General features: G+C 41.2%; 22 protein-coding genes. 9 read left to right on the forward strand and 13 right to left on the reverse strand.

Annotation, left to right across the window (positions count from 1 at the left end):
- Positions 1-58: 58 nt before the first annotated feature.
- From AAEY87_RS05880 to AAEY87_RS05905, 6 genes are all read right to left on the reverse strand, one after another.
- Positions 59-859 (reverse strand): COG4705 family protein, encoded by an 801-nt coding sequence (locus tag AAEY87_RS05880; protein WP_350656332.1) that lies wholly within the window; start codon positions 857-859, stop codon positions 59-61.
- Positions 860-998: 139 nt separating this feature from the next.
- Entirely contained in the window at positions 999-2,645 is a 1,647-nt protein-coding gene (locus AAEY87_RS05885) for a sensor histidine kinase (protein WP_350656333.1), read from the reverse strand.
- Positions 2,646-2,697: 52 nt separating this feature from the next.
- The gene (locus AAEY87_RS05890) at positions 2,698-3,357 is read right to left on the reverse strand and encodes a response regulator (protein ID WP_350656334.1); all 660 of its coding nucleotides are present in this window, start codon (positions 3,355-3,357) and stop codon (positions 2,698-2,700) included.
- Between the two features lie 295 nt (positions 3,358-3,652).
- A complete protein-coding gene (locus tag AAEY87_RS05895; protein ID WP_350656336.1) occupies positions 3,653-4,420 on the reverse strand; it encodes a PAP2 family lipid A phosphatase in 768 nt (255 codons plus the stop codon).
- Positions 4,421-4,467: 47 nt separating this feature from the next.
- Complete coding sequence (locus AAEY87_RS05900) at positions 4,468-4,860, reverse strand: diacylglycerol kinase (RefSeq protein ID WP_350656452.1); 393 nt, start codon at positions 4,858-4,860, stop codon at positions 4,468-4,470.
- Between the two features lie 464 nt (positions 4,861-5,324).
- The gene (locus AAEY87_RS05905; protein ID WP_350656338.1) at positions 5,325-5,918 is read right to left on the reverse strand and encodes a PepSY domain-containing protein; all 594 of its coding nucleotides are present in this window, start codon (positions 5,916-5,918) and stop codon (positions 5,325-5,327) included.
- A 367-nt stretch (positions 5,919-6,285) separates the two neighbouring features.
- Between AAEY87_RS05905 and AAEY87_RS05910 the strand changes: the two genes are divergently transcribed.
- Together AAEY87_RS05910 and AAEY87_RS05915 are read left to right on the forward strand one after the other, a co-directional pair.
- A complete protein-coding gene (locus tag AAEY87_RS05910; protein WP_068035747.1) occupies positions 6,286-7,266 on the forward strand; it encodes a CorA family divalent cation transporter in 981 nt (326 codons plus the stop codon).
- Between the two features lie 84 nt (positions 7,267-7,350).
- Complete coding sequence (locus tag AAEY87_RS05915; RefSeq protein ID WP_350656339.1) at positions 7,351-8,034, forward strand: DUF1345 domain-containing protein; 684 nt, start codon at positions 7,351-7,353, stop codon at positions 8,032-8,034.
- A 37-nt stretch (positions 8,035-8,071) separates the two neighbouring features.
- On the opposite strand, the gene AAEY87_RS05920 is transcribed toward AAEY87_RS05915, so the two are convergent.
- The 3 genes from AAEY87_RS05920 to AAEY87_RS05930 form a co-directional block, all read right to left on the reverse strand.
- Positions 8,072-9,418: a sensor histidine kinase gene (locus AAEY87_RS05920; RefSeq protein WP_350656340.1), complete on the reverse strand. Its 1,347-nt coding sequence runs from the start codon at positions 9,416-9,418 to the stop codon at positions 8,072-8,074.
- A 99-nt stretch (positions 9,419-9,517) separates the two neighbouring features.
- Positions 9,518-10,204 carry a response regulator transcription factor gene (locus tag AAEY87_RS05925; protein ID WP_068035754.1) on the reverse strand — a complete coding sequence of 229 codons (687 nt, stop codon included), beginning with the start codon at positions 10,202-10,204 and terminating at the stop codon, positions 9,518-9,520.
- Between the two features lie 44 nt (positions 10,205-10,248).
- Positions 10,249-11,946, reverse strand: a complete 1,698-nt coding sequence (locus AAEY87_RS05930; protein ID WP_350656341.1) for a phosphoethanolamine transferase — start codon at positions 11,944-11,946, stop codon at positions 10,249-10,251.
- Positions 11,947-12,267: 321 nt separating this feature from the next.
- On the opposite strand from AAEY87_RS05930, the gene AAEY87_RS05935 reads away from it, so the two are divergent.
- The 5 genes from AAEY87_RS05935 (at position 12,268) to AAEY87_RS05955 (ending at position 18,091) form a co-directional block, all read left to right on the forward strand.
- Positions 12,268-13,155 carry an ABC transporter ATP-binding protein gene (locus AAEY87_RS05935; protein ID WP_350656342.1) on the forward strand — a complete coding sequence of 296 codons (888 nt, stop codon included), beginning with the start codon at positions 12,268-12,270 and terminating at the stop codon, positions 13,153-13,155.
- Positions 13,156-13,251: 96 nt separating this feature from the next.
- Positions 13,252-14,934, forward strand: a complete 1,683-nt coding sequence (locus AAEY87_RS05940) for an ABC transporter permease subunit (protein WP_350656343.1) — start codon at positions 13,252-13,254, stop codon at positions 14,932-14,934.
- A 223-nt stretch (positions 14,935-15,157) separates the two neighbouring features.
- The gene (locus AAEY87_RS05945) at positions 15,158-16,150 is read left to right on the forward strand and encodes an ABC transporter substrate-binding protein (protein ID WP_350656344.1); all 993 of its coding nucleotides are present in this window, start codon (positions 15,158-15,160) and stop codon (positions 16,148-16,150) included.
- Between the two features lie 64 nt (positions 16,151-16,214).
- Positions 16,215-17,357, forward strand: a complete 1,143-nt coding sequence (locus AAEY87_RS05950) for a TIGR03364 family FAD-dependent oxidoreductase (protein ID WP_350656345.1) — start codon at positions 16,215-16,217, stop codon at positions 17,355-17,357.
- A complete protein-coding gene (locus tag AAEY87_RS05955) occupies positions 17,357-18,091 on the forward strand; it encodes an HAD family hydrolase (protein WP_350656346.1) in 735 nt (244 codons plus the stop codon). The genes AAEY87_RS05950 and AAEY87_RS05955 overlap by 1 nt, the downstream gene beginning before the upstream one ends.
- A gap of 287 nt (positions 18,092-18,378) precedes the next feature.
- On the opposite strand, the gene AAEY87_RS05960 is transcribed toward AAEY87_RS05955, so the two are convergent.
- Positions 18,379-19,263 carry a LysR family transcriptional regulator gene (locus AAEY87_RS05960; RefSeq protein WP_350656347.1) on the reverse strand — a complete coding sequence of 295 codons (885 nt, stop codon included), beginning with the start codon at positions 19,261-19,263 and terminating at the stop codon, positions 18,379-18,381.
- Between the two features lie 100 nt (positions 19,264-19,363).
- Between AAEY87_RS05960 and AAEY87_RS05965 the strand changes: the two genes are divergently transcribed.
- Positions 19,364-19,810: a PACE efflux transporter gene (locus tag AAEY87_RS05965; RefSeq protein WP_350656348.1), complete on the forward strand. Its 447-nt coding sequence runs from the start codon at positions 19,364-19,366 to the stop codon at positions 19,808-19,810.
- 213 nt (positions 19,811-20,023) lie between these two features.
- Complete coding sequence (locus AAEY87_RS05970; RefSeq protein ID WP_350656350.1) at positions 20,024-21,163, forward strand: M14 family metallopeptidase; 1,140 nt, start codon at positions 20,024-20,026, stop codon at positions 21,161-21,163.
- A 239-nt stretch (positions 21,164-21,402) separates the two neighbouring features.
- Here the strand turns inward: AAEY87_RS05970 and AAEY87_RS05975 are convergent, their stop codons facing one another.
- From AAEY87_RS05975 to AAEY87_RS05985, 3 genes are read right to left on the reverse strand one after another with little or no spacing between them, the layout of a single operon-like run.
- A complete protein-coding gene (locus AAEY87_RS05975) occupies positions 21,403-22,434 on the reverse strand; it encodes a Csu type fimbrial protein (protein ID WP_350656351.1) in 1,032 nt (343 codons plus the stop codon).
- Positions 22,434-24,908, reverse strand: coding sequence for a fimbria/pilus outer membrane usher protein (locus tag AAEY87_RS05980; protein ID WP_350656353.1), 2,475 nt, complete (start codon positions 24,906-24,908; stop codon positions 22,434-22,436). Before AAEY87_RS05980 ends, AAEY87_RS05975 begins: the two co-directional genes overlap by 1 nt.
- Positions 24,859-25,620 (reverse strand): fimbrial biogenesis chaperone, encoded by a 762-nt coding sequence (locus AAEY87_RS05985; RefSeq protein ID WP_350656354.1) that lies wholly within the window; start codon positions 25,618-25,620, stop codon positions 24,859-24,861. The genes AAEY87_RS05980 and AAEY87_RS05985 overlap by 50 nt, the downstream gene beginning before the upstream one ends.
- Between the last annotated feature and the right edge of the window lie 4 nt (positions 25,621-25,624).

Below are 25,624 nucleotides of genomic sequence, written 5' to 3' on the forward strand. Positions count from 1 at the left end.
GAATTACGGCTCATATAGTTCAGTACTGGTAAATTGCAATTAAATAGACTTACATTTATCAATGCGCTTTAGTACTAGCCCGCTGTTTAAACACTAATAAACAGACAATGATAAAGCCTAATAGTGCTGCGGAAGCGCCAAAGCGACTCAATGCAAGACCACCATGATCAATAGGCTTATCTAAGAAGTCACCTAATACCGCTCCTAAAGGGCGAGTCAAAACGAAGGCACTCCAAAATAAAAGCGTTTTTGATATTCTAGTGCCAAAATGCATCAAAGCAATAAGCACCAATAAAGAGCCAAAGATGATAGCACTCGTTGTGTAGCCCATGCCTTTGGTATCTGCGACCCAGTCGCCTAATGCGGTACCAAGCGTCTGCGAAAACATAATAGTCGTCCAGTAAAACACCTCCGCTTTGGGTTTACTAATACTGTCGACGGCAATGCTCCCCATCGTTTTTTGCCATATAACTAAACACATCACAAGTAGAGCGACTAGTAACGCTGAGCCACCAGCGTAGCCAATTCCTAATGATCTCGTCACATAATCTGCTATCGTTGTTCCTAAAGTCGTTGTCGCGATAATCGTCGTCCAATATAACCATTTATTAAACGATTTCGCTTTAATTTGGGTGGCAACCGCTATGCCAAATAGGACAGCGAATATACCAGTACTGACGATGTAGCCTAAATTTAGTGACATTGATAAGGCGTCGCCTGCGGTCTCACCAAGTGTCGTAGCAGCAACTTTGATTATCCAAAAAAGTAAGGTAACCTCTGGAACTTTGGATAAAGCATTTAATACTGGATCATTATTTGAAACGCTGGATGAGTATTGAGCTTTTAAGGTTGTATTCATGGATGGATTCACTCTATCGATAAGCAAATTTAGTGTCCTGTTGTAGACATTACTAAACTATCAATAGAGGTGTTAAGAAAGTGTCAAGATACAACTATTTAGATCTGGAAAGCTTCCATGAAAAGTTCAAATTATTGATTTAGAAAACCAGCGTCATACAAAGCCCTCGATTACTATTCTGACTTGAAGTTGCCGAAGTGGAGTCGTTCATAAAGACATCTATACCTGCCTGCTCGCAAATTGACTTGACGATAGAGAGGCCTAGTCCAGTGCCTGCTATTTCTTGTGATTTCTTGCTGGCACTATCTGATCTTGATGCGCTTATATTATCGCTGAATTGATCAGCTGTACTTGGTACTTGATTAAGCCTTACAAAGGGCTCAAAAACATTCTCATAATCACTAGGATGAATACCTGCGCCTGAATCTATTATCTGCAACACCAATCTGCCACTTAAGGTTTTGGATAAATTATTTAATTTTCCAGAGTGAATCACATGTGAGCCAAAATTGTACTGAGCATTTAAAGCCGATTTATCCAAACTGCCTGAGTTTTGCTTAAGTTGATAGAGTTTAACCATGACTTGACCATTATCTGGTGTATAAATAATGGCGTTTTGAATAAGGTTTTTGATGAGCATTAATAACGAAGTCTCATCTATATCTACTTTGCTATTAGGTTGCAAGTCAACGGTCAGCTCGATGCTTTTATTATCAGCAATGGGAATGAGTAAGCCAATGACTTGTTCGATAATGAAGTTAACGCTGGTTGGTGTTTCTTCAGGATCGAGCGCTGTATTGATATTGCCAGCTCTAGCGAGCGTTAATAACTGCTCAACCAAACTTTGATTGCGTTTCAAGCGAATAGCCAGTTTATCAAGACCTTCTGACATAACGGTGTCATTACTAATACGCTGTAGTCGTTGTAGCTGTAATGAGATAGCAGTGAGCGGCGAGCGCAGTTCATGGGCAGCATCAGCGATAAAGCGTTGCTGACGTTCAATACTAATTTTTACTAAAGCCAATAGTCTATTTAAAGATGCTGCTAGTGGCAGCAATTCAGAGGGCAGTCTACCAATCGATAAAGGACTTAGGTCATTCTCATTACGTGCGCTTATCTCATAGTGTAATTGGCGCACAGGTTTCATCATTCGCCACATGATAAAAGGGAGTAAAAGCAGTAATAATGCTATACCGATAATAAGGGGTAAAAAAGACTGTAAGGCACTGGCTTTGGCTAAATCGTCTTGTAGATCCGTTTGTTGGCGTAAGATTAGGGCTACTTTTTCATTAGTATTCAAAGACTCAATCTTGACATTACTTCTATAAGTTCGCCAAGTATGGTCATCAATGTCTTGATCACTTATTCCTATTGGAATATTAGTTAATAATGCCATCGGTATAGGTTCTGAGTAATCATGCTCGTCATCACTTTGATCGTTCTGATAATCTTCTACCCCGTTACCGTTACCGAGTGAGGCAGAGAGTATGACTATATCAACGGTGATAGCACCATCATCGTCATCGGTATCAAAGTGAATGTTGCTGCGGGCATGCTCGTCACTGTATGAATAAGCAGCATTATTATTTAAACCACTAATATTAAGCGACTGCTCTAACAATGCCGCAGTATTTTTTAAGTTATCATCTTGAAAGTCATTTATCTCGTTATAGCTGTACCAAAATCCATAACCACCAGCGACTATTGCCAATAGCAATAATGACAAAACAGACCAAAAGATAAGTTGGAACTGTAGTGAGTTAAAGAGGTTATGGAATTTAGGCATAGCAGTTAACTTTTATAGGTGATAGCGAGTGTTTTGAGTTATTCATTTAAAGTTAGGCATTGCTGATGTACCACCCAAGCCCACGAACATTCTTGATTCTATCTTGCCCGACCTTTTTGCGTAAGTTATGAATCAAAAACTCAATGGCGTTACTCTCAACTTCACCGCCCCAACCATATAACGAATCCTCAAGTTCACTTTTGGACATGACTTTTTCAGGTGACAACATAAAGGTAATGATGAGCATATACTCTTTTGCGGTTAAATCGATAGGATTGCCATCTATCATGACTCGTTTGTGCGCGGTATCTAGACTGAGATTACCAACCGTCACTTGATTGTCAGCCTTGCCTTGAGCTCGGCGAATAAGCACTCTCATGCGTGCAAAGACTTCTCCTAACTCAAAAGGCTTGACGACATAATCATCAGCCCCTGAGTCTAATCCTGCAATTCTGTCTTTTAATTGATCACGCGCGGTGAGTATCAACACTGGTGTTTCAATCTTGGCATCGCGAATAGCAGTCAACACGCCCATGCCATCAACCTCTGGTAAGCCTAAATCTAATAAGATGATGTCATAAGGTTGCACCCTTAATGTCAGTATGGCTTGACGACCGTCTTTGACCCAATCAACCGTATAAGCCTCATCTTGTAAGGCTTCACTCAGACTCTCGCCAATCATCAAGTCATCTTCGACTACCAATACTCGCATGGGATATCCTTATAGATGTGGTTCAATGCCGCTATTTTAGTCATCGTCGTCTAACTGACTACTGATAACTTGACCTGTCATGCTATCTATAATTAAACCATAGTTCTGTGTGCCCTTGGCAATTTCAATTTCGCAAAAACGGTTGTCAGCGGTTTCGATATGAGTCCATCATACAAAATAAGATATAGGAGAAGCTTAGCGCAGATTAAGCATTTGATTAGAAGTTCAAATTCACTGGCAAAAAAAGACCCTATAATTTATAGGGCAGAAGCATTAGGTAGGTTAGTGCTAATAGCTATTTAACTGAGTCTACTGTACTGTTTAAAATAAGATTACGTTCTTTGATAATAGCTGCGCTTTTAAAAAATACGCTGGCAAGCGCACAAGCTATCGTTAGTGAGAGTAACATCGATACTAGTGTATGACTAAAGAAATGATCCCCAAACAGCATCTTGTACATTCCCATTGTCCATCCTAAGGCAGTAACTATTGCAAGTATTTTATAGCGATACTTATGCAAAGTGGGTAAAAATGCTAATCCATATAAGGAAAAACCTGCGCTAGCATGTGCCGCTGGGAAGCATTTGGCTGGCATTTGGGCGACTATATTTTGCCAGAGATTAAGATAAGGAAGATCACCATTAAATAATGTTAAGTGATTGGGGCAACTAACATGGGTGACACCTTTTAATAGTGCAATAGAGCTTGGCACTGCAATCAAAATAATAAGTAAGTAACCTATTTCACGAACTGATAAAGGAATAATAAATCTATCGAGCTTACTACGGTTAATGGTAGAAGCAGTATTCGAAGGTTGTCTGTATTTGATCATTAACACGGTTATCAAATACATTGCCACTAGGATCAAGAGTGCTTTAGGTCCATCATAAAAGATAAAAGCGTAAGGCTGAGCGCCTTTTTCTAGAAACCATTGCCCATTGGTATAAAAAAGCTCACTAATACCAACATCAAACCGACTATGCTCAAAAGTTAGACTCGCAATGACAGTTAAGCACAAAAGCTTAAGCCACGTCCAATTAGCTGAGTTATTTTCTAAAGTCATCAAGACACCCTACTCAATTTATTAGGTTGTAAAAGCTTAAGTGTTGTTCAATGTAAAAGGCTTAATAACGCCATTATCCATAAAACAAATAACATTAATAACGCCAAAAACTGTGCAGCAGAACCGACATCTTTCGCTATTTTAGCTAATGGATGTTGCTCCATCGAAGTATGATCGACACTCGCTTCAATACCAGTATTAATGAGCTCAACGATAAGGGATAAGAAGGAAGCGATCACAAGCATCATTTTGATACTGATGCCAAAAGGCATAAATATAATGACCATGAACAATATTAGATTGAGCCAAAAAACCTGCCTGAATGCCGCTTCGAACTTATAAGCCGCTTTAAAACCGTCTATAGAATACCCCGTGGCTTTTAAAATACGAGCTAGACCTTTTTTACCCTTAACATTATTTGCAAAGTTATCCGCTACCATTAACGTATCAAGTGCTTTTTGGTTGTCAGGATGGGAGTTTGTGTGGTCGTTGTCGAGAGTAAGGGGTTCGATATGGTTCATATTGATTGCTTAATAGTTATTAATATTCGGGTATGTAGCAGGTTTTAAGAAGCATGTTAAATACTTAGTAAAATCAGCAGACTTTGAGTATATGACAGAAGGGGTTAAGAAAGCGTTAAGGTAAAACTAATATCTGTTTTTATACATAGCAAAAAGCAGTAGCTGACACCTTGTTTTATTATGGTATCGGCTACTGCTGCCTATTAACGTTGAAGTTAAAATATAATGTAAGTGCAATCATCGATATAATTATTTTTCTAATGATCTCAGCTAGGAGAAGGTCACTGGTTAGCACTTAAATCTTAGTATGGGCTTAGCGCTGTTAAGAAAACGTTAAGATAGGATAATAGCTAAATTTGAAACTCATTCTTTTGGCTCGTTCTTTAGTCATCATCCTCCACGTCAACTTGACTACTTAACACCTTACCAGTATTGGCATCTATGCTCACATCATATATCTGATTGCCTTTGACGACTTCAACGTCGTAAACAGATTGACCTTTTTCTAGCTCGAACTCAGCACTAATTACTTTACCATTCACACTTTGTGCTGCTTTTTGCATGGCACTAGTCAGCGTAACTTTGGCCTGCTTCATAGCACTGTATTCAGCCATGTCCTCTTTATCTAGTTTTTCTTGCTCAGTCTTGAGAACTTTACCCGTATTGGCATCAATCTTGACTTCATAAGCCGTACCGTTTGATACGAACTCAACTTCATACTCGCCCGTTACGGCACCCTTGCCATTATCATCATCGTCATAATCGAATTCTGCGTTGACCAGATCACCTTTAGCATTCTGTTTAGCTATCTCAATTGCCTGCGTTAAGCTGATTTTACTTTGCATGGCGCTAACGGCTTCACTTGAACCAGTTACCGCTTTGGTATTGGCGGCAGGGGCTGCTATAGCGGTTGCACCTACACCTGCAATAGTAAGGGCGACAATCATTGATTTGGTTAACACTGATAAGTTTTTCATAAGATTCATCCTTTTTATTAAGTCAATTTCTGACACACCGTTAACGGTTTTGTCAGCTACCTTGTGGGTATGAATCTATAATACGAGAAACGACATAGGAGAAACTTAGCGGGAATTAAGGGTTTAATTAGCGAGTGAATATAATAAACATTGCTTACTTATCTGAGTTAAATCACTATCTAAATAGTATTAGCTACACTCGAAAGGGCATCTATCTGTTAACTTAATCATTGTTGTAGCGTATTTTGGAATAAAGAAGTCATTGAATATCAAATATCAAATATCAAATATTTAACCACTCTCATTTTTGGCTTGAATAGCAACCTTGTTAAGCTTTTGATCAAAGGTGTTTCTATAGGGGGAAGTGATGTCAGAAAAATTCTTACAAAACACGACACTCATCGCGTATTCATCCTCACGAGTATCAAAACTACCTTGTGATGACATTACCAAGTTGAACTTTGAGACACAGGGTGACGAGGTTTTTTGGCTCAATACCTATGGGCTGAGCGAATTAGACGAGATGAGACAAATTGTCATCCAAAATCAGTTTGATGACTTTTTAATTAAATTACTCCAAGATGATGACCATGCCAACAAGGTTATCGAGCTGGATAACGTATTGTTCATCGCTTTAAAAGTATTGAAAACTGATGATAAAAATTTAGATAATGAACAACTGATTTTTGTTGTATCGTCAAATATGTTATGGAGTTTGCAAGAGAATATTGGCGACCATTTTCAGTGGATTCGTGATCGCTTGATTCAAGGTAAAGGGCAAGTACGAAGCAAAAGAGTCGATTACCTAATCTTTCTTTTGATTGAATCACTGATAGCAAACTATGAGGAGACGTTTGAAAAATTATTGAATGCTGACAGTGACTCTATAAAGGTGACGAATATTAATCCAACACCTTATTTTACTGAAAAGGTTGAGGAGCAAAAACGTCGCATGTTAAATTTTAAGAAAGCGACGCTAAGCTTGCGTAATACGATTGTAAAACTAGAAACAATTAACATTATCGCTATGGAAAGCAAATATTTCATAGAGCTCAAAGAGCAAGCAAACAATTTAATTGATGAAATTGATTTTGAGTTGTTTGAACTTGACAGTAAAATCAACCTAATATTCTCAATTCAGGGACATCGTTTGAATGAAATCATGCGTACCTTGACTTTGGTGTCAGTGGTATTTATACCATTAACATTTTTGGTAGGCGTTTACGGCATGAATTTTGAGTACATACCTGAGCTAAAGTGGCACTATGGTTATTTTATTTTACTTAGTTTGATGGTAACGATAACAGTGAGCATTATTATGTATTTTAAGAATAAAAAATGGTTTTGAAACATTCCTATTGATGATGTAAGTTAATACCACTCAGTATAGTTGTATAATCTGAATCCTCATTGATAAAGTATGATTAAAATTATGGCACTATCATCAGATACGTTTCTTAGTCATTGGCGTTTGCTAGGTAGTCTGTTGATGGGGCTTATCGTTGGGATATTAGCAACCAGTATTTGGTCGTTGTCTTTTAGTACCAGCTTTATTATAGGATGGGACTGCGCCATTCTTGTTTTTCTGAGTACTATCATAATCATGCTACGAAAAGATACGATGCACGAGCACTTAAATAGTGCTAAGCAAAGCAAGTTTTCGATTTTAAGCTTGATTATAGTTTCAAGTTTCATTTGCGTTTATGCCATCGCTAAACAAACTCGAATTGGTAAGAACTATCAAGACCTTATGTTTGCTCTAAGTATTAGTCTGACTATTGGGACGATATTCATTACTTGGCTGATGATTCAAATTATTTTTGCCATGCAGTATGCCTATTTATATTTTTCTGAGGCGCAAAAAGGTCATATTTTACCCTTAGCTTTCCCTGAAACAATGATGGAGACTAACGCTGATCGGAGGACACCAATTGACGTCAGTTTTGAAGATTTTTTTTATTGTGCAGTTGCTATCGGTACTTCAGGTCAGACCGCTGATATTGTCTTTACCTCTAAAATAGGTCGGAATCTGGCTACTCTTCACAGTATCATCGCCTTTGTCTTTAATTTAGTCATTATTGCCTTACTGATTAACATCATTGCCACTTACTTGTAATACATTAGGACTTTTAAAGGCAGTCTCTTAGTAGACGTTATGTATAATAAATACTAAAGGTACTGCCGCCTGAATCATTGGCTTGATGGGTAAGTTGCCAGCCCATATGCGCCATGATGCGCTGCACGATGCTAAGACCCAATCCTGTGCCTTCAACCTTATAACTAGAATATCCTGTTGACAATACCTCTGTATCCAACTGCGTATCATTATGCGGTTGCTCTAGACGTTCAAATCTCTCATAAAGCAGGGGCATCAAAGCTTCAGGAATGCCCAGACCTGTATCAGTAACGGTGATTTTTTTATCATCAATAGTAATCATTACTTCACCATCGTCCGTGTATTGAAAGGCATTTTTTATTAGATTCCCCAGTGCCATTTTTAGCAGTTCAGGTCGTACATAGGCGAAATACTCTTGTTCAGCCACGACTGTGCAAGTCACCGTCTTATAGCGCAGCAAGTACTTTAAGCGCTCTACTTCATTTGAAGCAATATTGTTGATAGAGGTTTGCGGCGTGTCTAGTTTTTCAGGCGCACGAGAGAGCAATAATAAAGCGCTGATAATCTCAGAGGTTTCTTTGGCAGTATTGCTAATGCGATTGGTAAATTCGTTCAAATGGCTGTCGCTTGCTAATTGTGAGGCCAACACTTCTGACGCACCCATGATAATCGTTAATGGCGTGCGCAGCTCATGGCTAACATCACCGGTAAACAACTGCTCGCGCTTTAGATACTGCTCAAGCTTATGGTTTTTCTCATCAATGGCTCGCGCTAATACGCCAACCTCCGATGGCAAATGAGTCAATTCGGTTAAATTTTGATGATCGGTTTCTACTGCTTTTTTTAAGTCTAATAAAGGTTTAGTAATTTGCCTAGAGGACAACTGAGAGAATATTGCGGCAATTAATAAACTTAGAATAACGGCGACTCTTAAGGCATTGGCAAATATATCTTCTAAGTGTTCAAATATCGCCAAGACAGGGTAGTTACCTATCACCATCTCGGTGCCTTCTAAGTAGGTCAAAATATATTTCTGTTTATCTTGTTGATGGATAAAGAAATGAAGGTTACTTGCATGTGAACCCGATTCCGTATTTATCGTGATAGAAGTTTCCTGCACCGTTTCGGTCGCTATAGCTTTCAAACTTTCAGGCGCACTGCCATAGCGATAAATTTTTATGCCTGGATCTGCGACATAGATAGTTTGCTCACCCTCTTTTTCTCGACTAAGCTCTAACTGTTGTAGCAAGCGAGCTTTGACCAAATCTTGCTCTATTCTGACTTCAGCATACATAAAAATACTGACGAAAGTTGCGCAAAGCAATATTGCGAATAAGAAATATGATATTCGAAACTTGTTAACGATAGAGTCAAGACTAAACATGGCATTTACTTCGTAGGGAAAGACAGTAAGAAGAGTGATAATAATTACGAAAAATACTACTTATAATAAGAATAAGCAGCTAAAGCCTATTATCGGATTTTATACCTTGTCTGGGTCAATAATCTGATAACCAACACCGGGTACGGTGATTAGCATGGTTTTAGCAAACGGTTTATCGACTTGTGCACGCACACTATGCATATGGGTACGCAATGCATCGCTACTTGGAATATCCTCACCCCATACCTTTTCCTCTAATTCATTCTTGCTGACGACTCTAGGTGCAGCGCACATCAATGTATTTAATATTTTAAACCCTGTTGGTGTGAGCTTTAATGATTGGCCTTCTCGGCTAATCGTATGCTCCTCAGTATTCAAAGACAGTTTGCCAATCTCTATACTGTGCCCAAAGTGGTCATCTTGATGTCGACGTATGAGGGCTTTGATACGTGATTCTAGTTCAACGAGTGAGAAGGGCTTAACCAAATAATCATCGGCACCACTATCGAAGCCTGCGACTTTATCCAAAATAGTATCGCGAGCTGTCAGCATCAATACTGGGGTTTTATTATGCAATTCTTCTCTCAGCTTTTTACACAGTTTTGTACCATCCATACCAGGTAGCATCACATCTAGTAGAATAACGTCATAATAATTATTTGAGGCCAGCGTTAAGCCACTAATCCCGTTATGAGCGTTATCCAGCTCAAAGCCTTTTGGCTCAAAAAAAGCATAAATATTGGCCACGATATCGGGATTGTCTTCAATAATAAGTATCTTATACATAGGTGTCTCGTGCATAAATGCTAGCAGTGCTTGGGTTAAAAAGATTAATTAACAGTTTTAAAAAAGGTTGGTGCTGCTTTTACTTCATCGGCAGTAATACCGAAGAAGCCTAGTAAGGTAGGGGTAATAAAGTCGTGTGATACGGGCTGGTCAATCATGCTGGCGAGACTGCTTTTATCCATACTGTTGCCATCAATACCATTGCCAGTAGGCGACCAGACAATCACAGGCACCTGTTTTTGGGCGTCTGGCGCAATACTATATGGTAGACCATGCAGGTAGATATTATTTTCGCCCAAACTTTCTCCATGATCGCTGATGTATACCATCACCACATCATAATCCTGCTCATAAGCTTTTAGCGTATTGATAACGTTATTCAAGAAGTAATCAGTATAGCGAATGGCATTATCATAGCCGTTGATGACGGACTGATCGTCGCACTTAGATAGCTCATTGGTCATACATACCGGCTGATACTCTTCAAACTCTTTAGGGTAACGTTGGTAGTAAGCAGGGCCATGATTGCCCATTTGATGCAATAAAATAAGCGTATCTTTAGCAGGTACGTCTGATTTTACCAGTTTATCAAAGCCATTGAGCATGCCGATATCACGACATTCGCCGTCACAACTAGGATTAACATCTGACGTTTTATAATCCTCAAAAGTGACTCTATCCGCAACCCCTTTAGAGCTTGAGTTGTTGTCTCGCCAAACGACGTTGACGCCTTGTTTATGAAGAGTATCAAGCACGTTTTCATTATAATCCGCACTACTGGCATCATAATCCTTTCTATCAGCATAGCTGAACATACAGGGTACGGAATAAGCGGTAGAGGTGCCACAAGAGGTCGCATTTTTGAAACTATAAATATCTGGCTGGCTGGCCAGTAGCGGCATAGTATCGCGCTTATAGCCGTTAAGGCCGATGTGATCAGCGCGGACCGTTTCACCGACGACAAATACCATCAATTTGGGTTTTACTTTACTAGTGCTAGTGACGGGTGTTATACGTTTGGCATCTGTCGCATGAAGTATTAGGGTATCAGGACGGCGCAATTCATCGACGTAATTGGTACCCAGTTTGATGACAGAGTAGATAGGAGTAATGGGGTTGGTATAACTACGAACCACTTTATGCTGGCGAAAAAAAGTGGCGTATTGGTCGCCAAAGGGCAGTAGGCAGATGGCTATTAATACGATAGAGAGTATCAAAGTAACCGCTCGTTGCCATAATGCTCGACGTAAAGGAAAGCGTTTTATACGAATTTTAGCAATAATAACAGCAGGTATAACGCCTAGTAAAATGACACGAATAAAAAAACTTGGCGCCATTAGTCCCATTGCTTCTGCTTGGTCGGTTTGCAAGCTATTGATCAGCATACTACTATCGAATATTGTCCCATACCCATCAGTAAAATAACTACACACGGCAGCTATCATTACCATAGCAATTAGGACTGGTTTGGCGATTGGTCGATAACACAATAACTGAAAGAGTAGCCACATCAAGCCGAACAGTAAGCCTGTGATAGAAACTATAAAGCCAATATTTGTGCTAAAAGGATAAATACTTAGCACTTGCGCAAAAAAACCAATATTCGCGGTGGCTACTAAATAAAGGGTAACAATGATAATCAGATAATTAAGATTAATCTCGTAATTAAAGATTTTACTTATATGGCCTTTTTTAGTATTAGCTTTAGTATCATCAGTGCTAAGTGCTTGAGATATCGACATAACTAGGCTTCTCAAAAGAATTATAAGGAACGTAATTCTTTACGATAGCAATTAGCCTGTTAAGAAGACGTTAAGGTAGCTAAGCTAACAATATGACGAGTATTAGATTAAAATTATCTCGTGCTGTGCTGCTAGTTAGCAAAAAACCTTTGTATCGCTTGGCATACAAAGGTTTATTACACATGAGGAGGTCTAACCTTACGTCAAGCTGACTTCGTATTGTCATATTTTTTCATCGAAATGTCATATCTGCTAGATACACTGCTGACCTATCCAAGATAAATAATAAAATTTTAATCATAAGCGATTAGGTGAGTGGATATGTTAGAGCTAAGACACGTTACAAAGAGATATGATGACAAGGTGATATTCGAGGATCTTTCACTCAAAATTAACAAAGGTGAGATAGTTTCAATCTTAGGGCCATCCGGCTGCGGTAAGACTACTTTACTGCATATGATTCTAGGTTTAACTGATATCAATGGTGGTCGAATTGCCTATAACGGGGAAGATATTACCCGTGTCTCTATGAGACAAAGAGGCTTTAATATTGTCTTTCAAGATTATGCGTTATTCCCTAATCTCAATGTCAAACAAAATATCGAATACGGTCTGCGTAATAATCCTAGTGTGAGTACACAACAAGAAGTCGATGAACTGGTCGATTTGCTCGATATTAAGGCGCATCTAAGTAAGCGCATTCATCAATTATCAGGTGGTCAAAAACAGCGTGTCGCGCTGGCGCGTACGCTAGTCATGAAACCCAAAATACTACTGTTAGATGAGCCTTTATCTGCATTAGATGGGGTAATTAAGGAAACCGTCAAAGAGCGCATTCGTGAGATTGCCGTGCGCTATCAGCTCACTACCTTAATTGTCACCCATGACCCAGAAGAGGCGATGACGTTATCTGATCGCATCCTACTGCTATCAGATGGCAAAGTGGCGCAATTCGCTGAACCCGCTGAAATCATACACAACCCTGCCAATGATTTCGTCACCAACTTCATTCTTAACCAGCTCAATATCAAACGTCGCAATATCTTAAGTTTATTTGCAGACGGTATCTCTGAAGTTGATCCGCTAAGTAAATACACTCAAACCCAAAACTATGGACAGTATGAGGCTGATATTAGCCCTCGTCATGCTGATTCTAAAGCCATCACTGTCCATGATAAGCAAAAGTCAAAAGACACTGTACAAGGCTGATGTTGTAGAAGCTTACAGTGACTGAATCGGTAACTGAAATACTGACTATAGCTGTCATTCAGTAAAAACCTGACCATTTGATTGTTTTGGACGTTTATGAAGCTTAGTAACCCACCCCAAGCGAAAGCCATTTGGCTATTTGTGACGATTTTATTCATCGCCTTTCTATTTATACCTTTAGGTAAAATGCTGGCGTTATCATTAAATGTCGGCGATGGCATTGGTTTAGATAATTATACCGCTATCGCAAGTAGTGATAGCTTTAAACAGGTGATGTTTAATAGTTTTCTTGTGGCGACGGTAAGTGCTCTGAGCGCCACCATGCTCGCTTTCATTTTAGCTTATACCGTGCATTGGACCAACTTACCGAAGGGCTTTAAAAAGGTCATTAAAGTTGCCGCCTTATTGCCCATGTTATTGCCAACGGTGACCTATGGCTTTGCCATTATTTATACCTTTGGTAAGCAAGGTTTATTGACTCAAATACTCGGCTTTCAGCTGTTTGAAAATATATACGGCTTTCAAGGAATGTGGCTTGGCTATACCATTTACACCTTACCCATTGCCTTTTTATTACTCAATAATACCTTTCAGTATTTAGACAAAAAGTTCGTGATCGTCTCAGAATTAATGGGCGACTCGTCTTTGCGCCAGTTCGATATGACGGTCATTCGTCCGTTAATTGGCACCTTTGCCGCGGCAATGATTCAATGTTTCTTTTTAGCCTTTACTGATTTTGGTATCCCAGCGTCCATTGGTGGGCAATATAAAGTCATCGCCATTGAACTTTATACGCAAATACTAGGTGCGTCGCCTTCGTTTGAAAAAGGTGCAGTGGTCGCATTATTTATGCTCATTCCATCGTTATTGAGCATTGCCATACTATGGTATGTCGCGCGCTTTAATATCCGCTACGATTCGGTTGAAAATATCGACTTGCCTTCTTCCAAAATCAAAGACCGAGTATTAGCCGTATTATCGAGCGCTATCTTGTTCTGCTTACTGATGGTTTTTGCGGTGATATTTATCATTCCGTGGATAAAAACATGGCCTTATCAAATGCAGTTCAGTACGGAAACCGTCAGCAAGGTTTTAGAATCTGCCAATTTAATGCGGGTCTATAAAAACTCACTCATCGTAGCAGTATTGACGGCTATCTTTGGCACCTTAATTACTTACTTTTCAGCGTTATTGTGCGAGCGCTCAAGTTTATTCAGAATCGGTAAATTCAGTATCCAGAGTTCAGCATTGGTCACTAACACGGTGCCAGGTATGGTTGTGGGTATTGCCTATCTTATGATTTTTTCAGGCTCTGCTGTCGCTAATACTATTTTTATTATCGTGATAAGTAACATCATTCACTACTTCGCTACCCCTTATCTGATGAGTAAAAATGCACTGGCTAAAATGAACTTAGGCTGGGAGACGACGGCTAGCTTATTAGGTGATTCATGGTTTACGACACTGCGACGCATTGTGATTCCCAATTCATTCTTTACCTTAATTGAAGTGGCATCCTTCTACTTTATCAGTGCCATGGTAACGATTAGCGCGGTTATCTTTATCTCTGGTGCCAAAACCATGGTGCTCACCACCAAAATCGTAGAGTTACAGCATTTTGCGCGCTTTGATGAGATTTTTATCTTATCGCTGATGATATTGCTGACCAATATCTGCGCCTTGATACTATTTGCCATCATTCGTCACTTACATAGCAGACGACTCTACGGGACACCGAAAGCAACGGACGAAACGCTTATTGCGCCTACGACGACTTAAGTATGGTTATAGGCAGTTCAAAATAAAAGGGATACGTTGAAAATTGCATTCTGCTGGTATAAATTTTTCTCGCTTGCTGTGCGCTTTGCACTCCAGAGGCTTCAAAAAATTCATCCCAGCAGTACTATGTTCTTTTTAAATTGAAACGACTATAGCTATTTAGCTATCGAAAATATACCCAAACTTTAATAATTAAAACTCAACAAAATCTATAGGATAAAAAATGTTTTCATTTAAAACGTTAATAATAGGTCTCACGTGCGGAATTATTTTGAGCGGTTGTAGCTCAGCTTCTTCAGAGGGAAATAACGCAGAAGAAGTCATTATCTATAGCAATGCCGACGAAGAAGCGGTAGAGGTTATTCAGGAAGTATTAGATAAAGCTGGGTATGAAGGTCAATATATATTTCAATCGTTTGGTACGGGTGAGCTTGGTGGGCGTTTATTGGCCGAAGGTAAGAATATAGAAGCAGATTTAGTCACCATGAGCTCATTTTATTTAGAGAGCGCGCAGGCAAAACATTCGATGTTTAAGGATGTCAGCTTTGAGGTCAATCCCCAAGTAGCGGTTCCTAGTTACTATGCACCCATTCTAAGCTTTACTGGGGCAATTATTTTAAACACCAAAGAGATGGCCGCGCAAAATTTGCCTAGACCAACCAGTGCCAAAGATTTGGCAAAACCCATTTACAGAAACAAAATTGCGATGGTTGATCCCAATGGCTCATCGACCGGTTGGTTGTTTGTGCAGAATATCACTGCTGCCTATGGCATGGGTACCGAGGGGCAAACCATCATGAATCGTATTCGTGAAAACGCGGGGCCAAATTTAGAATTATCAGGGTCAGGTCCATTGAAGAAAGTAATGGCAGGTGAAGTGCCTATTGGCTTTGGCATGCGTCATCAAGCAGTTGTTAATAAAGCAGAAGGATTGCCCATTGATTACATCGATCCTAGCGAAGGTAACTATACGCTGAGTGAGTCGGTGGCTGTCATCGATAAAGGCGATAAAACCAATAAAAATGCGATGAAAATGGCCGAAATCATCGTCAAAAATGCGCGACCACAGCTGTTAGAGATATATCCAAATATCATCTATGACGGTGAAACTGTTGCATCTGAGAATCAAATCAAAAATGTAAAAACGTATGCTGAGCCACTCACCGCTGAGTTATTAGATAAGCACAGGGCATTTTTCCACGGTCAAAAGCTATAAGTTAGACGGTGCTCGCTGAATATTAAATCTTAAGGTCAAATTATTAAAAATAGAGAAAGGCGCAATGGAATCAATAAAAAAGCTATCTGAAAAAAAATACGATGTGGTAATCGTCGGTGGTGGCATTGTCGGTCTTGCCAGCGCTTATGCCGCGGTTAGAAAGGGGCTGAGTGTGGCACTGGTCGAGCGTGAGTCACAAAATAAAGATGCCTCAGTGCGTAACTTTGGTTTTGTCACCGTGAGTGGGCAGCAAAGTGGCGAGCATTGGCAGCGAGCCATGCATACGCGTAATGTCTGGGCAGACATTGCACCCAAAGCAGGTATCGAGGTGGAGCATAGCGGTCTGCATATGCTCATTCAGCGCCCAGAAGCAATGGATGTGGCTGAAGCATTTTTACAAACAGAGATGGGCGTATCTTGTCGATTACTGACGCAAGCTGAAATAGCAGAAAATACGCCTTATCTTAAAAACGGTTTGGGGGTGTTATATAGTCCTCATGAGCTCAGAGTCGAATCAAAAACTGCCATTGGCAAACTGGCGAATTGGCTAAGTCGAGCGCATGGCGTAGATTTTTATAATAAAACCACTGTGCATTCCATCGAGCTACCTATGGTGCATACCAGCCGTGGTACGCTGCAAGCAGAGCATTGTGTCGTCTGTCCCGGTACAGATTTGCATAGCTTATATCCAGAGACTTTAGCGCAGGCTAAGGCCAAACTTTGCACGCTCAATATGATGCGTGTCATGCCAAAAAAAGCATTTAAGCTAAATGCAGCGGTGATGTCGGATTTAAGCTTTGCTCGTTATGATGGATTTGCCCAATTACCTGAAGCCCAAAGGTTAATCTCATTGCTGGATAATATTCAGTCAGCCGAGCGCAAAGCAGGCGTTCATCTAATCGTGGTGCAATCCGCCGATGGCTCTCTCATTATTGGTGATAGCCATGATTATAGCGATAAGGAGCTGCCATTTAGGGATGTGCGATTTGATGATTTAATCATTAACGAGTTTCATCAAGTGATGGATATTGGCGAGATTGATATCGTGCAGCATTGGTTAGGTGTTTATCCCAGCGGTGATAACGTAGTTTTTAAAGCCTCACCAGAAAAAGGGGTGGTTGTCGGCTCTGTCACTAGCGGCACTGGCGCATCGACAGGCTTTGCATTTGGTGAAGAGTTAATTCATTTAGTATTGGAGTCAAAATAATGAGTACAGATATTAATAGTATTAAAGAACCATTCAATCATATTAAATTATGTGTTTTTGATATGGCAGGCACGACTGTCAATGAAGACAATCTCGTCTATAAAACGGTACGTGATGCGATCAATCAAGCGCTTAGCGATGACGATAAAGTGGATAAAGAAGTTGATTTGGATATCTGCTTAGAGTTTGGCGCTGGCAAGGAAAAACGCCAAGCGATCAATGACATACTGAATGAATTGGATATCGCTGAGAATGATATTAAGTCACTTACCGATACAGCATTTACGATTTTTAAAACCAGTTTAGCGAAGGCTTATACAGCAGATACTTTGGCTACCTTTGATGGCATGTTGGCTTTCTTTGATAAGCTAAAAGCCAGTGGTAGAACAGTGGTTTTAAATACGGGCTATGACGCAAAGACTGCCAATAAGATATTAACTATTTTAGGGTGGTCAGTGGGTCGCGAGATTGATGCACTAATTACAGCTGATGATGTGGTGAATGGTCGCCCAGCGCCAGATATGATTACGCTTGCCATGGATAAGTTTGATATTGAAAATGCACAGCAAGTGTTAAAAGCGGGGGATAGTGGCATCGATATTGAAGAAGGGAAAAATGCCAATTGCGGCTTATGTATAGGCGTATTAACTGGCGCGCAGACCAAAGCACAGCTTGAAAAGTCCTCGCCAGATATAGTATTGGATAAGTTGACTGATTTGGCTCAGTTGATTTAAAACCAATCTATAAGGCAAACCTATAAAGTAATGCTCTGCTTAAAGCCCTTTACGTTATATACAAAATAGCGAAGAGGGCTTTTTACGATTTTAACGAACGAATAGTTGATAACTATAGTCAGGTCAATATAAAAGAGATACAGCGTGGCTGGGATGCTTAGTTTTTTAATGTTGGTTTTGCAGCCTCTATCGGTGTAGGTACAGCAAGCAAGGAAAATTTGTACCAGTCACGCATCATAGTGTCGTGTATCCATTTTATTCAGTATCGACTATATAAAGAAACGCTATTACGCTTGCTGGTCTAAAGTAATAACCGCCTGCTTTAACCACGTGCCTGCCTTACCTAACGGTTTTTCTTTATGCCAAATCAGCTCAACCGCAACGGGCCAACTGTGCTTATCAAAATCCAGCTTTGGTGATACCAAAGAGCCATCCTTTAACGCATCAACGATAATATGCTCAGGCACTAATGCCCAACCAAGGTTACGTTGCACCAGCTCAATAATCACCCACTGACTCTCAACCCACCATACATCGGCCGCAACCCGTAGGCGTGATTTTTCTTTACTCTCACTGCGCGTTGCAACAATGAGCTGACGATATCTTTTTAAGTCCTCCCAGCTGACCACTCGGTTTGCTATTTCATGCTCAGGCGCACAAACCATCTTAAGCGGAATCCAGCCTAAGGTATGAAAACTAATAGCCGATGGCAAATCCTCTTGGCTCCACATAATGCCCAAATCCGCGCGCTTTTCTAAAATCAAACGACTGACATCTTCCATAATGGGCAGCAGCAATTCTAACTCCACAGTAGGAAACAAGTTATCAAACTCATCGAGCAATCGCGCCAGCCACTCTGACGGATAAAGGTCATCGACTGCCAGCACCAAGCGGCTTTCGACACCTTCACTTAAGCTTTGGGCCACCCCAAAGAAATGCTCGCAGCGCTCCAGTATTAAATACGCTTCAGCTAGCAGCCGTTTACCTTCCGCCGTCAATTCAGGATAGCGACTATTTCGAGTAAATAACACGTTGCCCAAGTCGATTTCTAAATTTGCCACCGCCGCACTAATCGATGATTGCGCTTTGCCAAGTCGCCGTCCTGCTGCTGAAAACGACCCAGTTTCTACTGTTGCCACAAATGCTTGCAGTTGCTCTAAAGAAAAGTTCATGTATCGGTTTTTCCTATAGACAGTAACTTTGATCTATTAGTTTAACAGATACAATAGAGTCAACTAAATAATATGAATTTATATTCTATAAGGATTAATCATGCGAACTCATAGAGATCGTATACGTCACGCTGTTGGATTTGAAATAATTGCATTAATACTATCCATTCCCATTATGAGCTTCTTTTTTGATTTTGATATCAAAGATATCGGTGTTATTGCCATTGTAGGTTCTATCATAGCGACTATATGGAACTACGGTTTCAATATTGTCTTTGATAAAGGCATGGTAAAGTTTAAACGCAGCACATTTAAGACCCCAGCGATTCGAGTGCTTCATGTACTGCTATTTGAGGGTGGTCTGCTGCTTCTATATCTGCCCATGGTCTCATGGTATCTTGGCATTAGTTTATGGCAAGCCTTTATTATGGATGCGTCATTGGTTGGATTTTATCTGGCTTACACCTTCTCTTATAACTGGGCGTATGACAAGGTTTTCCCGATACAGTATTTTAAATATGTAAAAAATAGAGCGGTTTCCATATAAGTCGAGCTAACAATACTTTAAGTTATATCTGATGTTGATGGGTGCTAGAATAGACTCTAAATTTAAATTTTTCACCTAGATAAAATTGGTGATTGAGCCTTTTAGACTATAAAATATATAGTTTAAAAGGCTTTACTGTATTTTAAAGCCGATGAAACACTTCTGTATTTAGAATTAATTTTGAGATTCTTAGAAACTTATTAAGGAAAGGTTATGCATATCACTGCTAATTTCGATGCAGGTAATATTGACGTTATTAATTTAGACGATAAAAAGGATATCCAGTTGGCTATTCGTCCAGACGTTGGTGGCAAGTTTTTCCAGTGGTTTAACTTTCGTTTATCAGGTCAGGTTGGCGAGCAATATGTCCTCGATATTGTCAATGCAGGGGAGGCGTCCTACGTTAAAGGGTGGGAAAATTACCAAGCGGTTGCTTCGTACGATCGGGAGTATTGGTTCCGTTTGCCAACCACTTATAAAGATGGTAAGTTAACCATCGTGGCAGATTTAGAATGTGAAACCATTCAAATTGCTTATTTTGCCCCTTACAGTTATGAGCGTCATCAAGATTTATTAGCCGCCGTACAAACGCATCCATTAGTGACTCTAGAACATCTAGGTGAAACGCTTGATAAGCGTGACTTAACCTTAGTAAAAATCAGTAATGGCGATAGCAATAGTGATGCGAATAAACGCAACATTTGGATCACTGCGCGTCAGCATCCTGGTGAGACGATGGCTGAATGGTTGGTTGAAGGATTGTTATATAGCCTATTAGATAGTGACAACGCCACTGCTAGGTTGTTGTTAGAGAAAGCGAACTTCTATATTGTGCCGAATATGAACCCCGACGGTAGTGTGCGCGGACATCTGCGTACCAACGCTGTCGGTACTAACTTGAACCGTGAATGGTCAAATCCAAGCTTAGAAAAAAGCCCTGAAGTGTTCCATGTGATTAACAAAATGGAGGCGACAGGCGTTGACCTGTTTTATGATGTGCACGGCGATGAAGCGCTGCCTTATGTGTTTCTTGCCGGCTCTCAAGGGACGCCAAGTTATAACGATCGCCTCGCACGTCTGCGTGATAAATTTTCAGACGTGTTGAAATTAGCCAGCGCTGATTTTCAGTCACAATTTGGTTATGACGTTGATGCGCCAGGTACAGCAAACATGACTGTCGCAACTAACTGGGTGGCAGAACGTTTTGATTGCCTTGCCAATACCTTAGAGATGCCTTTTAAAGATAACGATAATCTACCTGATGCAGACATGGGCTGGTCACCAGAGCGTTCTATCAAACTAGGAGAGGCATCGTTGATTGCGATGTTGGCGGTGGTTGATGATTTGCGTTAGTGAATGATTCAGACCGATGTGTAAAGCTAATAACCAGTTTATGTTGGTTTTATGGTGAATATGTATCACTTTCCTGCTTACACATTCGCAAAATAAATACTTTCTTTCAATGTTCTTATCGATAGCAATCGGCAAACACAATTTTTCTCGCTCTAATCTAATGAGCACTATAACCATAGGAATGAGATTTAAATATCTAAAACCACAAAGTTTTATTATTCTCAAAGGAGCAGCTGCTATCAATAATTGACGTTTATGCTTACGATGTCGGAGTAGTTATCAGGTTTAAAATCGGCACTGGGAACAGTAACATAGACGGTCTTTAGTTGAGAGGTTCCATCGCCAGTACCTACTACGCCGTTCCCTACGTTATTCGAGGTGGCGGTATTTCCCCATATATTTCCACTTGCACCATCAGTTGAACGCAGTTGATAAGGTATCTTATCGGTATTGTTACCAGTACCACTCATGACACCAGCACCATCTATACTGTTATTGGAGGGCATCAAGCCGATAGTATAGGGTGCGCTATTTGTGCAGGTCACGCCAATCGCGCTAGAGTTATTACTCATGATATTGTTTCTATTTGCAGAATGAGAACCTAAATTGACATCAGTGGTAGAGGTAACTGAGCAGCTTGGAATTACGGTCGCTTGAACGGTAAATGGGAATTGATCTACTCCTAAATTACCTGTTGAGCAGTCAAGGCCAGATGATATTTCGTTAGCCCTAAACGTTAATGCGGTATGACTGCCATTGAAATCGTTGATGTAGGTTCCGGATGTTGCGAGAGCGTTGTCATAGTTTGAGAGCAGAGAGATATCAATAGCCACGTTGCCTGAGATAAATGAGTTTTCGGCAATAGCGAGTGAGCCTGAGTTGAATTCAGAACCACTAGAATTGCGGGTGCCCCAATTAATACTTCCTGGCAATGTCATGGTAAAAGCCAAGCTTGAATCGACAGCCCCATTCTTCATGTAACGCGGAGGGTAAGTGCTGTTATTGTTGCCACCATCTACCGCAAGGCAGACCGATACATATCCTGCGGAGCCGCTATTGGTGCATCTGTAGTTCAATGTAGCACTAATCCTTGCGTCATCGGCGTTGGCGGGGGTGACACCATCGCTAATGTTCACGTTACCGGTACTTCCCACTGCTGTATTCATACCTGCTTCACAAGTAACATTGGGTGCGGCATAAGCATTCCCTGATGGTAACCACCATGCACCTACTATCAAAAATAGACTATATTTCCATCTTAACAATTTCATTATTCTTCTACCTTTTGACAGATGAGAGGACCGATTAGTGGAATATCATCGCCTTGTTTATGATAATCAAAGCTGACCGTACAACTATCATTAGAGGGCATTATCACTGTTAGGATATTGTGCTCATCTAATGTATCCAAATAGACTTCGCCATCAAATCCAATAACTGCTGAAGGTGCATTTTTGTTCGTAAGTAACTGTACTTGACTGCCTAACGGTAGTGGCTGGTTATCGCTGTCTGTGAGGATAACAGAGGCAGAGCGCACCGGTGTGATACCAAAGCTTACTAATACTCCTGCGCGGTCAGTCGGCGTGGCTTCAATATTCACCTTGTCAATCCGCAGGTCAGCGGGCAAATCCATAGGGTCAATAGCTATCTTATTGTCTTGATAAGCGTTCAATGGTGTTACCAATAATAGACCCCGTTTATTCGTTGTACCGATGGGGCTGTTTTGTAGCAGCACTGGTACATCGGCGATACCATCAGTGGAGACCACGGCAAAACCACTGTTGATTTGGCGTGCGGCAAACAATCCTCCACCCATCATAACTAGCGCGCCTGTACCGCTAGCATAGGTAGAATAGTTATCATTGTTACTACTGATACCAGCTTGTAGTCGTCCGTATGGACCAAGATAATTCAATTCGGCTAAGCCATCGGTACTGCTATTATTACCCGTACTATTATTACTTGTACTGTGCCTTGCTTGCGCGCGCCAACCTATGCCGCGCGCACTTGGTGTTGATTGCGATATATCTGTTACCAAGTCATGACGATCGTTGGTGCTCTGCACACTACTATTCAGCGAGATATTACGATCTAAGGATAGCGAGGCGCCAAAAGAGACACTATTATTATCAGAGTTATGGATATCATGATTGTAGTTAGCGTTCAGGCTCAGCCGTCGCCCAAAGGACTTCCGCCAAGAGGCGCTGGCAAACTGTGAGGTCTCTTGCTGCGCAAAAGCGATCTGATTATAACTCACACTAAAACTGCCCAGAGATTGTGTGCTATAACCTGTTGAGAGTTGTTCACTTCGGCGGTTGGGAGCATCTCCGTAACGTGTGGCGACGTCACGGTAGTCACCATGAGTACCAGTGGCATTGAGACCGATATGGAAGCGACTGTTATTCCAAGAGTAGTCTGCACTGTATTGCAATCCACCTTCACCTTGGCTGTCGCTGCCCGCTAGCGAGGCAAATAAGACACCACCTTTACTACCCAATAACCAAGTGCCACCGACACCAACATTACTAAGACCTTCAGTCACTTCAGCATGGGTTTCGGCAGTAAAGCGATCACTGACCCCATAACGCCAAGTGCCAAAGCCCGCAATATCGCTGCCGTAATCAAAAGATTTAACACCATAATTTTCGCGCACGGCACCAAGCTCTACTGACCAATCAGACAGCCCTGGTTGCAGTAAACGATGGGCATCATAAAGTGAAAAATTAAGCGCGGTATTTTGTCCTAATGCATCGGTCAATACGAGTTGGGCATTGCCCGCACCACTGAAGCTAGGCGCTGTATGTAGCTCAAACGGACCGGCGGGTACGTCACCGCTATATTGTTTGAGACCATTCACATACAGCTCTACCGCTGAGGGCAAGGTGGCAGAACCAAAAAACGATGGCAAAGGCGTGGTGGTCATATAGGGTTGCAGGTCAAAATTAGTGCCAAATTGCAGACCGCCTAAGCGTGTCGACCTGGTCCATGACAGTGCCCCTGTGAGTATGTCGCCAGCGCTGACGGTGAGCAGCTTATCAGGGAAAGACTTGCTCCAACTGCTATCCAAACGCACCGTACGGCTGTCCCAATCATTACTATTAGTATTGCTACCAGCAAAGCGATTTCCAGTTGTCAAGGCAGTAGAGCTTAATACACCGAGGTCATTAAACGCACGCAGTTCTGTATAAGCACTTAGGCTGGTCGCGTTGTCCTCTGTTTGCGTGCCATAGAGGTTGTAATTTAACAGAAAACCAGGCGAGGCGGTCGGTTGTGGGCGTTTACTATTGCGGGTATTAACGACGGTCGTGGCAAGGTTGAGCATGTTTAGCGGTGCAATAATATCGACCGTTTGCTGGCGGGCGTCATAATCGATCTTGATATCAGGTAAAGTGTTTAGCGGTATTGGTTCGAGGGTGTCAGGCGGCACTATAAAGCCGAGTTGCTGCAATACGTTGGTACTGGCCCATAACTGGTCATTATAGTATTCGAAGGACGCTAAGCCCTTATCAGCGCCGTTAAGCTTAACCTCCAAATAGAGATCAAGCTTGTCTGGATGGTTGTTTTCGTCACGATTGTCACGGTCTAAATCAAGCTGTGCGAAACTGTCGTTGGGAAGGTCTGTAGAGGTAGCTATGATATCGTTTGGTTCGATAGCATGGCTGATAGGTATCATTAAGGTTTGCAATAAGGCTATTTTAGCGATCGGAAGTGTCCAGCGTAACGTCTTGTATCGTCTCAGTTCCATTGATCATTGCCTTGAATTTACCACCTGTCGTTAGTGCCGAGGGCGGTGTTTTCAGTGTCCAGTACATGGTAGCGCCTGGTAAAACATAACCCAGCAAACCTTTATGGACATCAATGCTAGTACCAGTCGTATCTACAAAGCTTAGGCTTGCCAGTTGGGCATGACCATTGCCGCTATTGTGGACCCGTAACTTTATCTGCTTACCCTCTGGCTGCACATGCGTGCTCCATTGCAGTTTTGGGGCGGTCTTGACAACTCCAACAGGTTGTACAAATACGGGTAGGGAATAGCTCAATGCAAACTGTAAGCCACTTTTTTGGTCAGGGGATTTAATCGGTAACTCATTAACCAAAATCCGGTAGCTATCTTCTACAGCGCCACTGCCTTGCGGCGGTGCTTTGGCACGGATAATTCGAATTAATTGCTTGTCGTTTGGGTCAAGCTCAATCATTGGCGGACTGGCCAATAATCCTCGTGATAGTGTGAGCTGATCGCCTGTTTCATCCTGTGACCAGTGGTACACACGCACTTGCGCATGTACCACATTGTCACCAGTATTACTTAAGGTCAGACCACTGGCATTTTCTCGAGCTTGCAAGTTTAAGGAGATGGGAGAGACTTGCAGCCCACTCGCCATCGCCCAATTGCTACACAGTAGCAAGCTTGAGATCACACTATATTTTGCAACACGGTGTAACCAGAGATTTAACATGGAT

The organism is Psychrobacter sp. S1-30-MNA-CIBAN-0213, from assembly GCF_040309845.1.
Classification (GTDB): Bacteria; Pseudomonadota; Gammaproteobacteria; order Pseudomonadales; family Moraxellaceae; genus Psychrobacter.

What these genes read in the sequence shown, in the direction of transcription:
- AAEY87_RS05925 (WP_068035754.1), bottom strand. Translation starts at nt 10,204, where the DNA reads ATGTATAAGATACTTATTATTGAAGACAATCCCGATATCGTGGCCAAT.
- AAEY87_RS05930 (WP_350656341.1), bottom strand. Translation starts at nt 11,946, where the DNA reads ATGTCGATATCTCAAGCACTTAGCACTGATGATACTAAAGCTAATACT.
- AAEY87_RS05955 (WP_350656346.1), top strand. Translation starts at nt 17,357, where the DNA reads ATGAGTACAGATATTAATAGTATTAAAGAACCATTCAATCATATTAAA.
- AAEY87_RS05965 (WP_350656348.1), top strand. Translation starts at nt 19,364, where the DNA reads ATGCGAACTCATAGAGATCGTATACGTCACGCTGTTGGATTTGAAATA.
- AAEY87_RS05935 (WP_350656342.1), top strand. Translation starts at nt 12,268, where the DNA reads ATGTTAGAGCTAAGACACGTTACAAAGAGATATGATGACAAGGTGATA.
- AAEY87_RS05895 (WP_350656336.1), bottom strand. Translation starts at nt 4,420, where the DNA reads ATGACTTTAGAAAATAACTCAGCTAATTGGACGTGGCTTAAGCTTTTG.
- AAEY87_RS05970 (WP_350656350.1), top strand. Translation starts at nt 20,024, where the DNA reads ATGCATATCACTGCTAATTTCGATGCAGGTAATATTGACGTTATTAAT.
- AAEY87_RS05950 (WP_350656345.1), top strand. Translation starts at nt 16,215, where the DNA reads ATGGAATCAATAAAAAAGCTATCTGAAAAAAAATACGATGTGGTAATC.
- AAEY87_RS05900 (WP_350656452.1), bottom strand. Translation starts at nt 4,860, where the DNA reads ATGGTAGCGGATAACTTTGCAAATAATGTTAAGGGTAAAAAAGGTCTA.
- AAEY87_RS05915 (WP_350656339.1), top strand. Translation starts at nt 7,351, where the DNA reads ATGGCACTATCATCAGATACGTTTCTTAGTCATTGGCGTTTGCTAGGT.
- AAEY87_RS05945 (WP_350656344.1), top strand. Translation starts at nt 15,158, where the DNA reads ATGTTTTCATTTAAAACGTTAATAATAGGTCTCACGTGCGGAATTATT.
- AAEY87_RS05960 (WP_350656347.1), bottom strand. Translation starts at nt 19,263, where the DNA reads ATGAACTTTTCTTTAGAGCAACTGCAAGCATTTGTGGCAACAGTAGAA.
- AAEY87_RS05940 (WP_350656343.1), top strand. Translation starts at nt 13,252, where the DNA reads ATGAAGCTTAGTAACCCACCCCAAGCGAAAGCCATTTGGCTATTTGTG.
- AAEY87_RS05890 (WP_350656334.1), bottom strand. Translation starts at nt 3,357, where the DNA reads ATGCGAGTATTGGTAGTCGAAGATGACTTGATGATTGGCGAGAGTCTG.
- AAEY87_RS05975 (WP_350656351.1), bottom strand. Translation starts at nt 22,434, where the DNA reads ATGAAATTGTTAAGATGGAAATATAGTCTATTTTTGATAGTAGGTGCA.
- AAEY87_RS05985 (WP_350656354.1), bottom strand. Translation starts at nt 25,620, where the DNA reads ATGTTAAATCTCTGGTTACACCGTGTTGCAAAATATAGTGTGATCTCA.
- AAEY87_RS05910 (WP_068035747.1), top strand. Translation starts at nt 6,286, where the DNA reads ATGTCAGAAAAATTCTTACAAAACACGACACTCATCGCGTATTCATCC.
- AAEY87_RS05920 (WP_350656340.1), bottom strand. Translation starts at nt 9,418, where the DNA reads ATGTTTAGTCTTGACTCTATCGTTAACAAGTTTCGAATATCATATTTC.
- AAEY87_RS05880 (WP_350656332.1), bottom strand. Translation starts at nt 859, where the DNA reads ATGAATACAACCTTAAAAGCTCAATACTCATCCAGCGTTTCAAATAAT.
- AAEY87_RS05885 (WP_350656333.1), bottom strand. Translation starts at nt 2,645, where the DNA reads ATGCCTAAATTCCATAACCTCTTTAACTCACTACAGTTCCAACTTATC.
- AAEY87_RS05905 (WP_350656338.1), bottom strand. Translation starts at nt 5,918, where the DNA reads ATGAAAAACTTATCAGTGTTAACCAAATCAATGATTGTCGCCCTTACT.
- AAEY87_RS05980 (WP_350656353.1), bottom strand. Translation starts at nt 24,908, where the DNA reads ATGGAACTGAGACGATACAAGACGTTACGCTGGACACTTCCGATCGCT.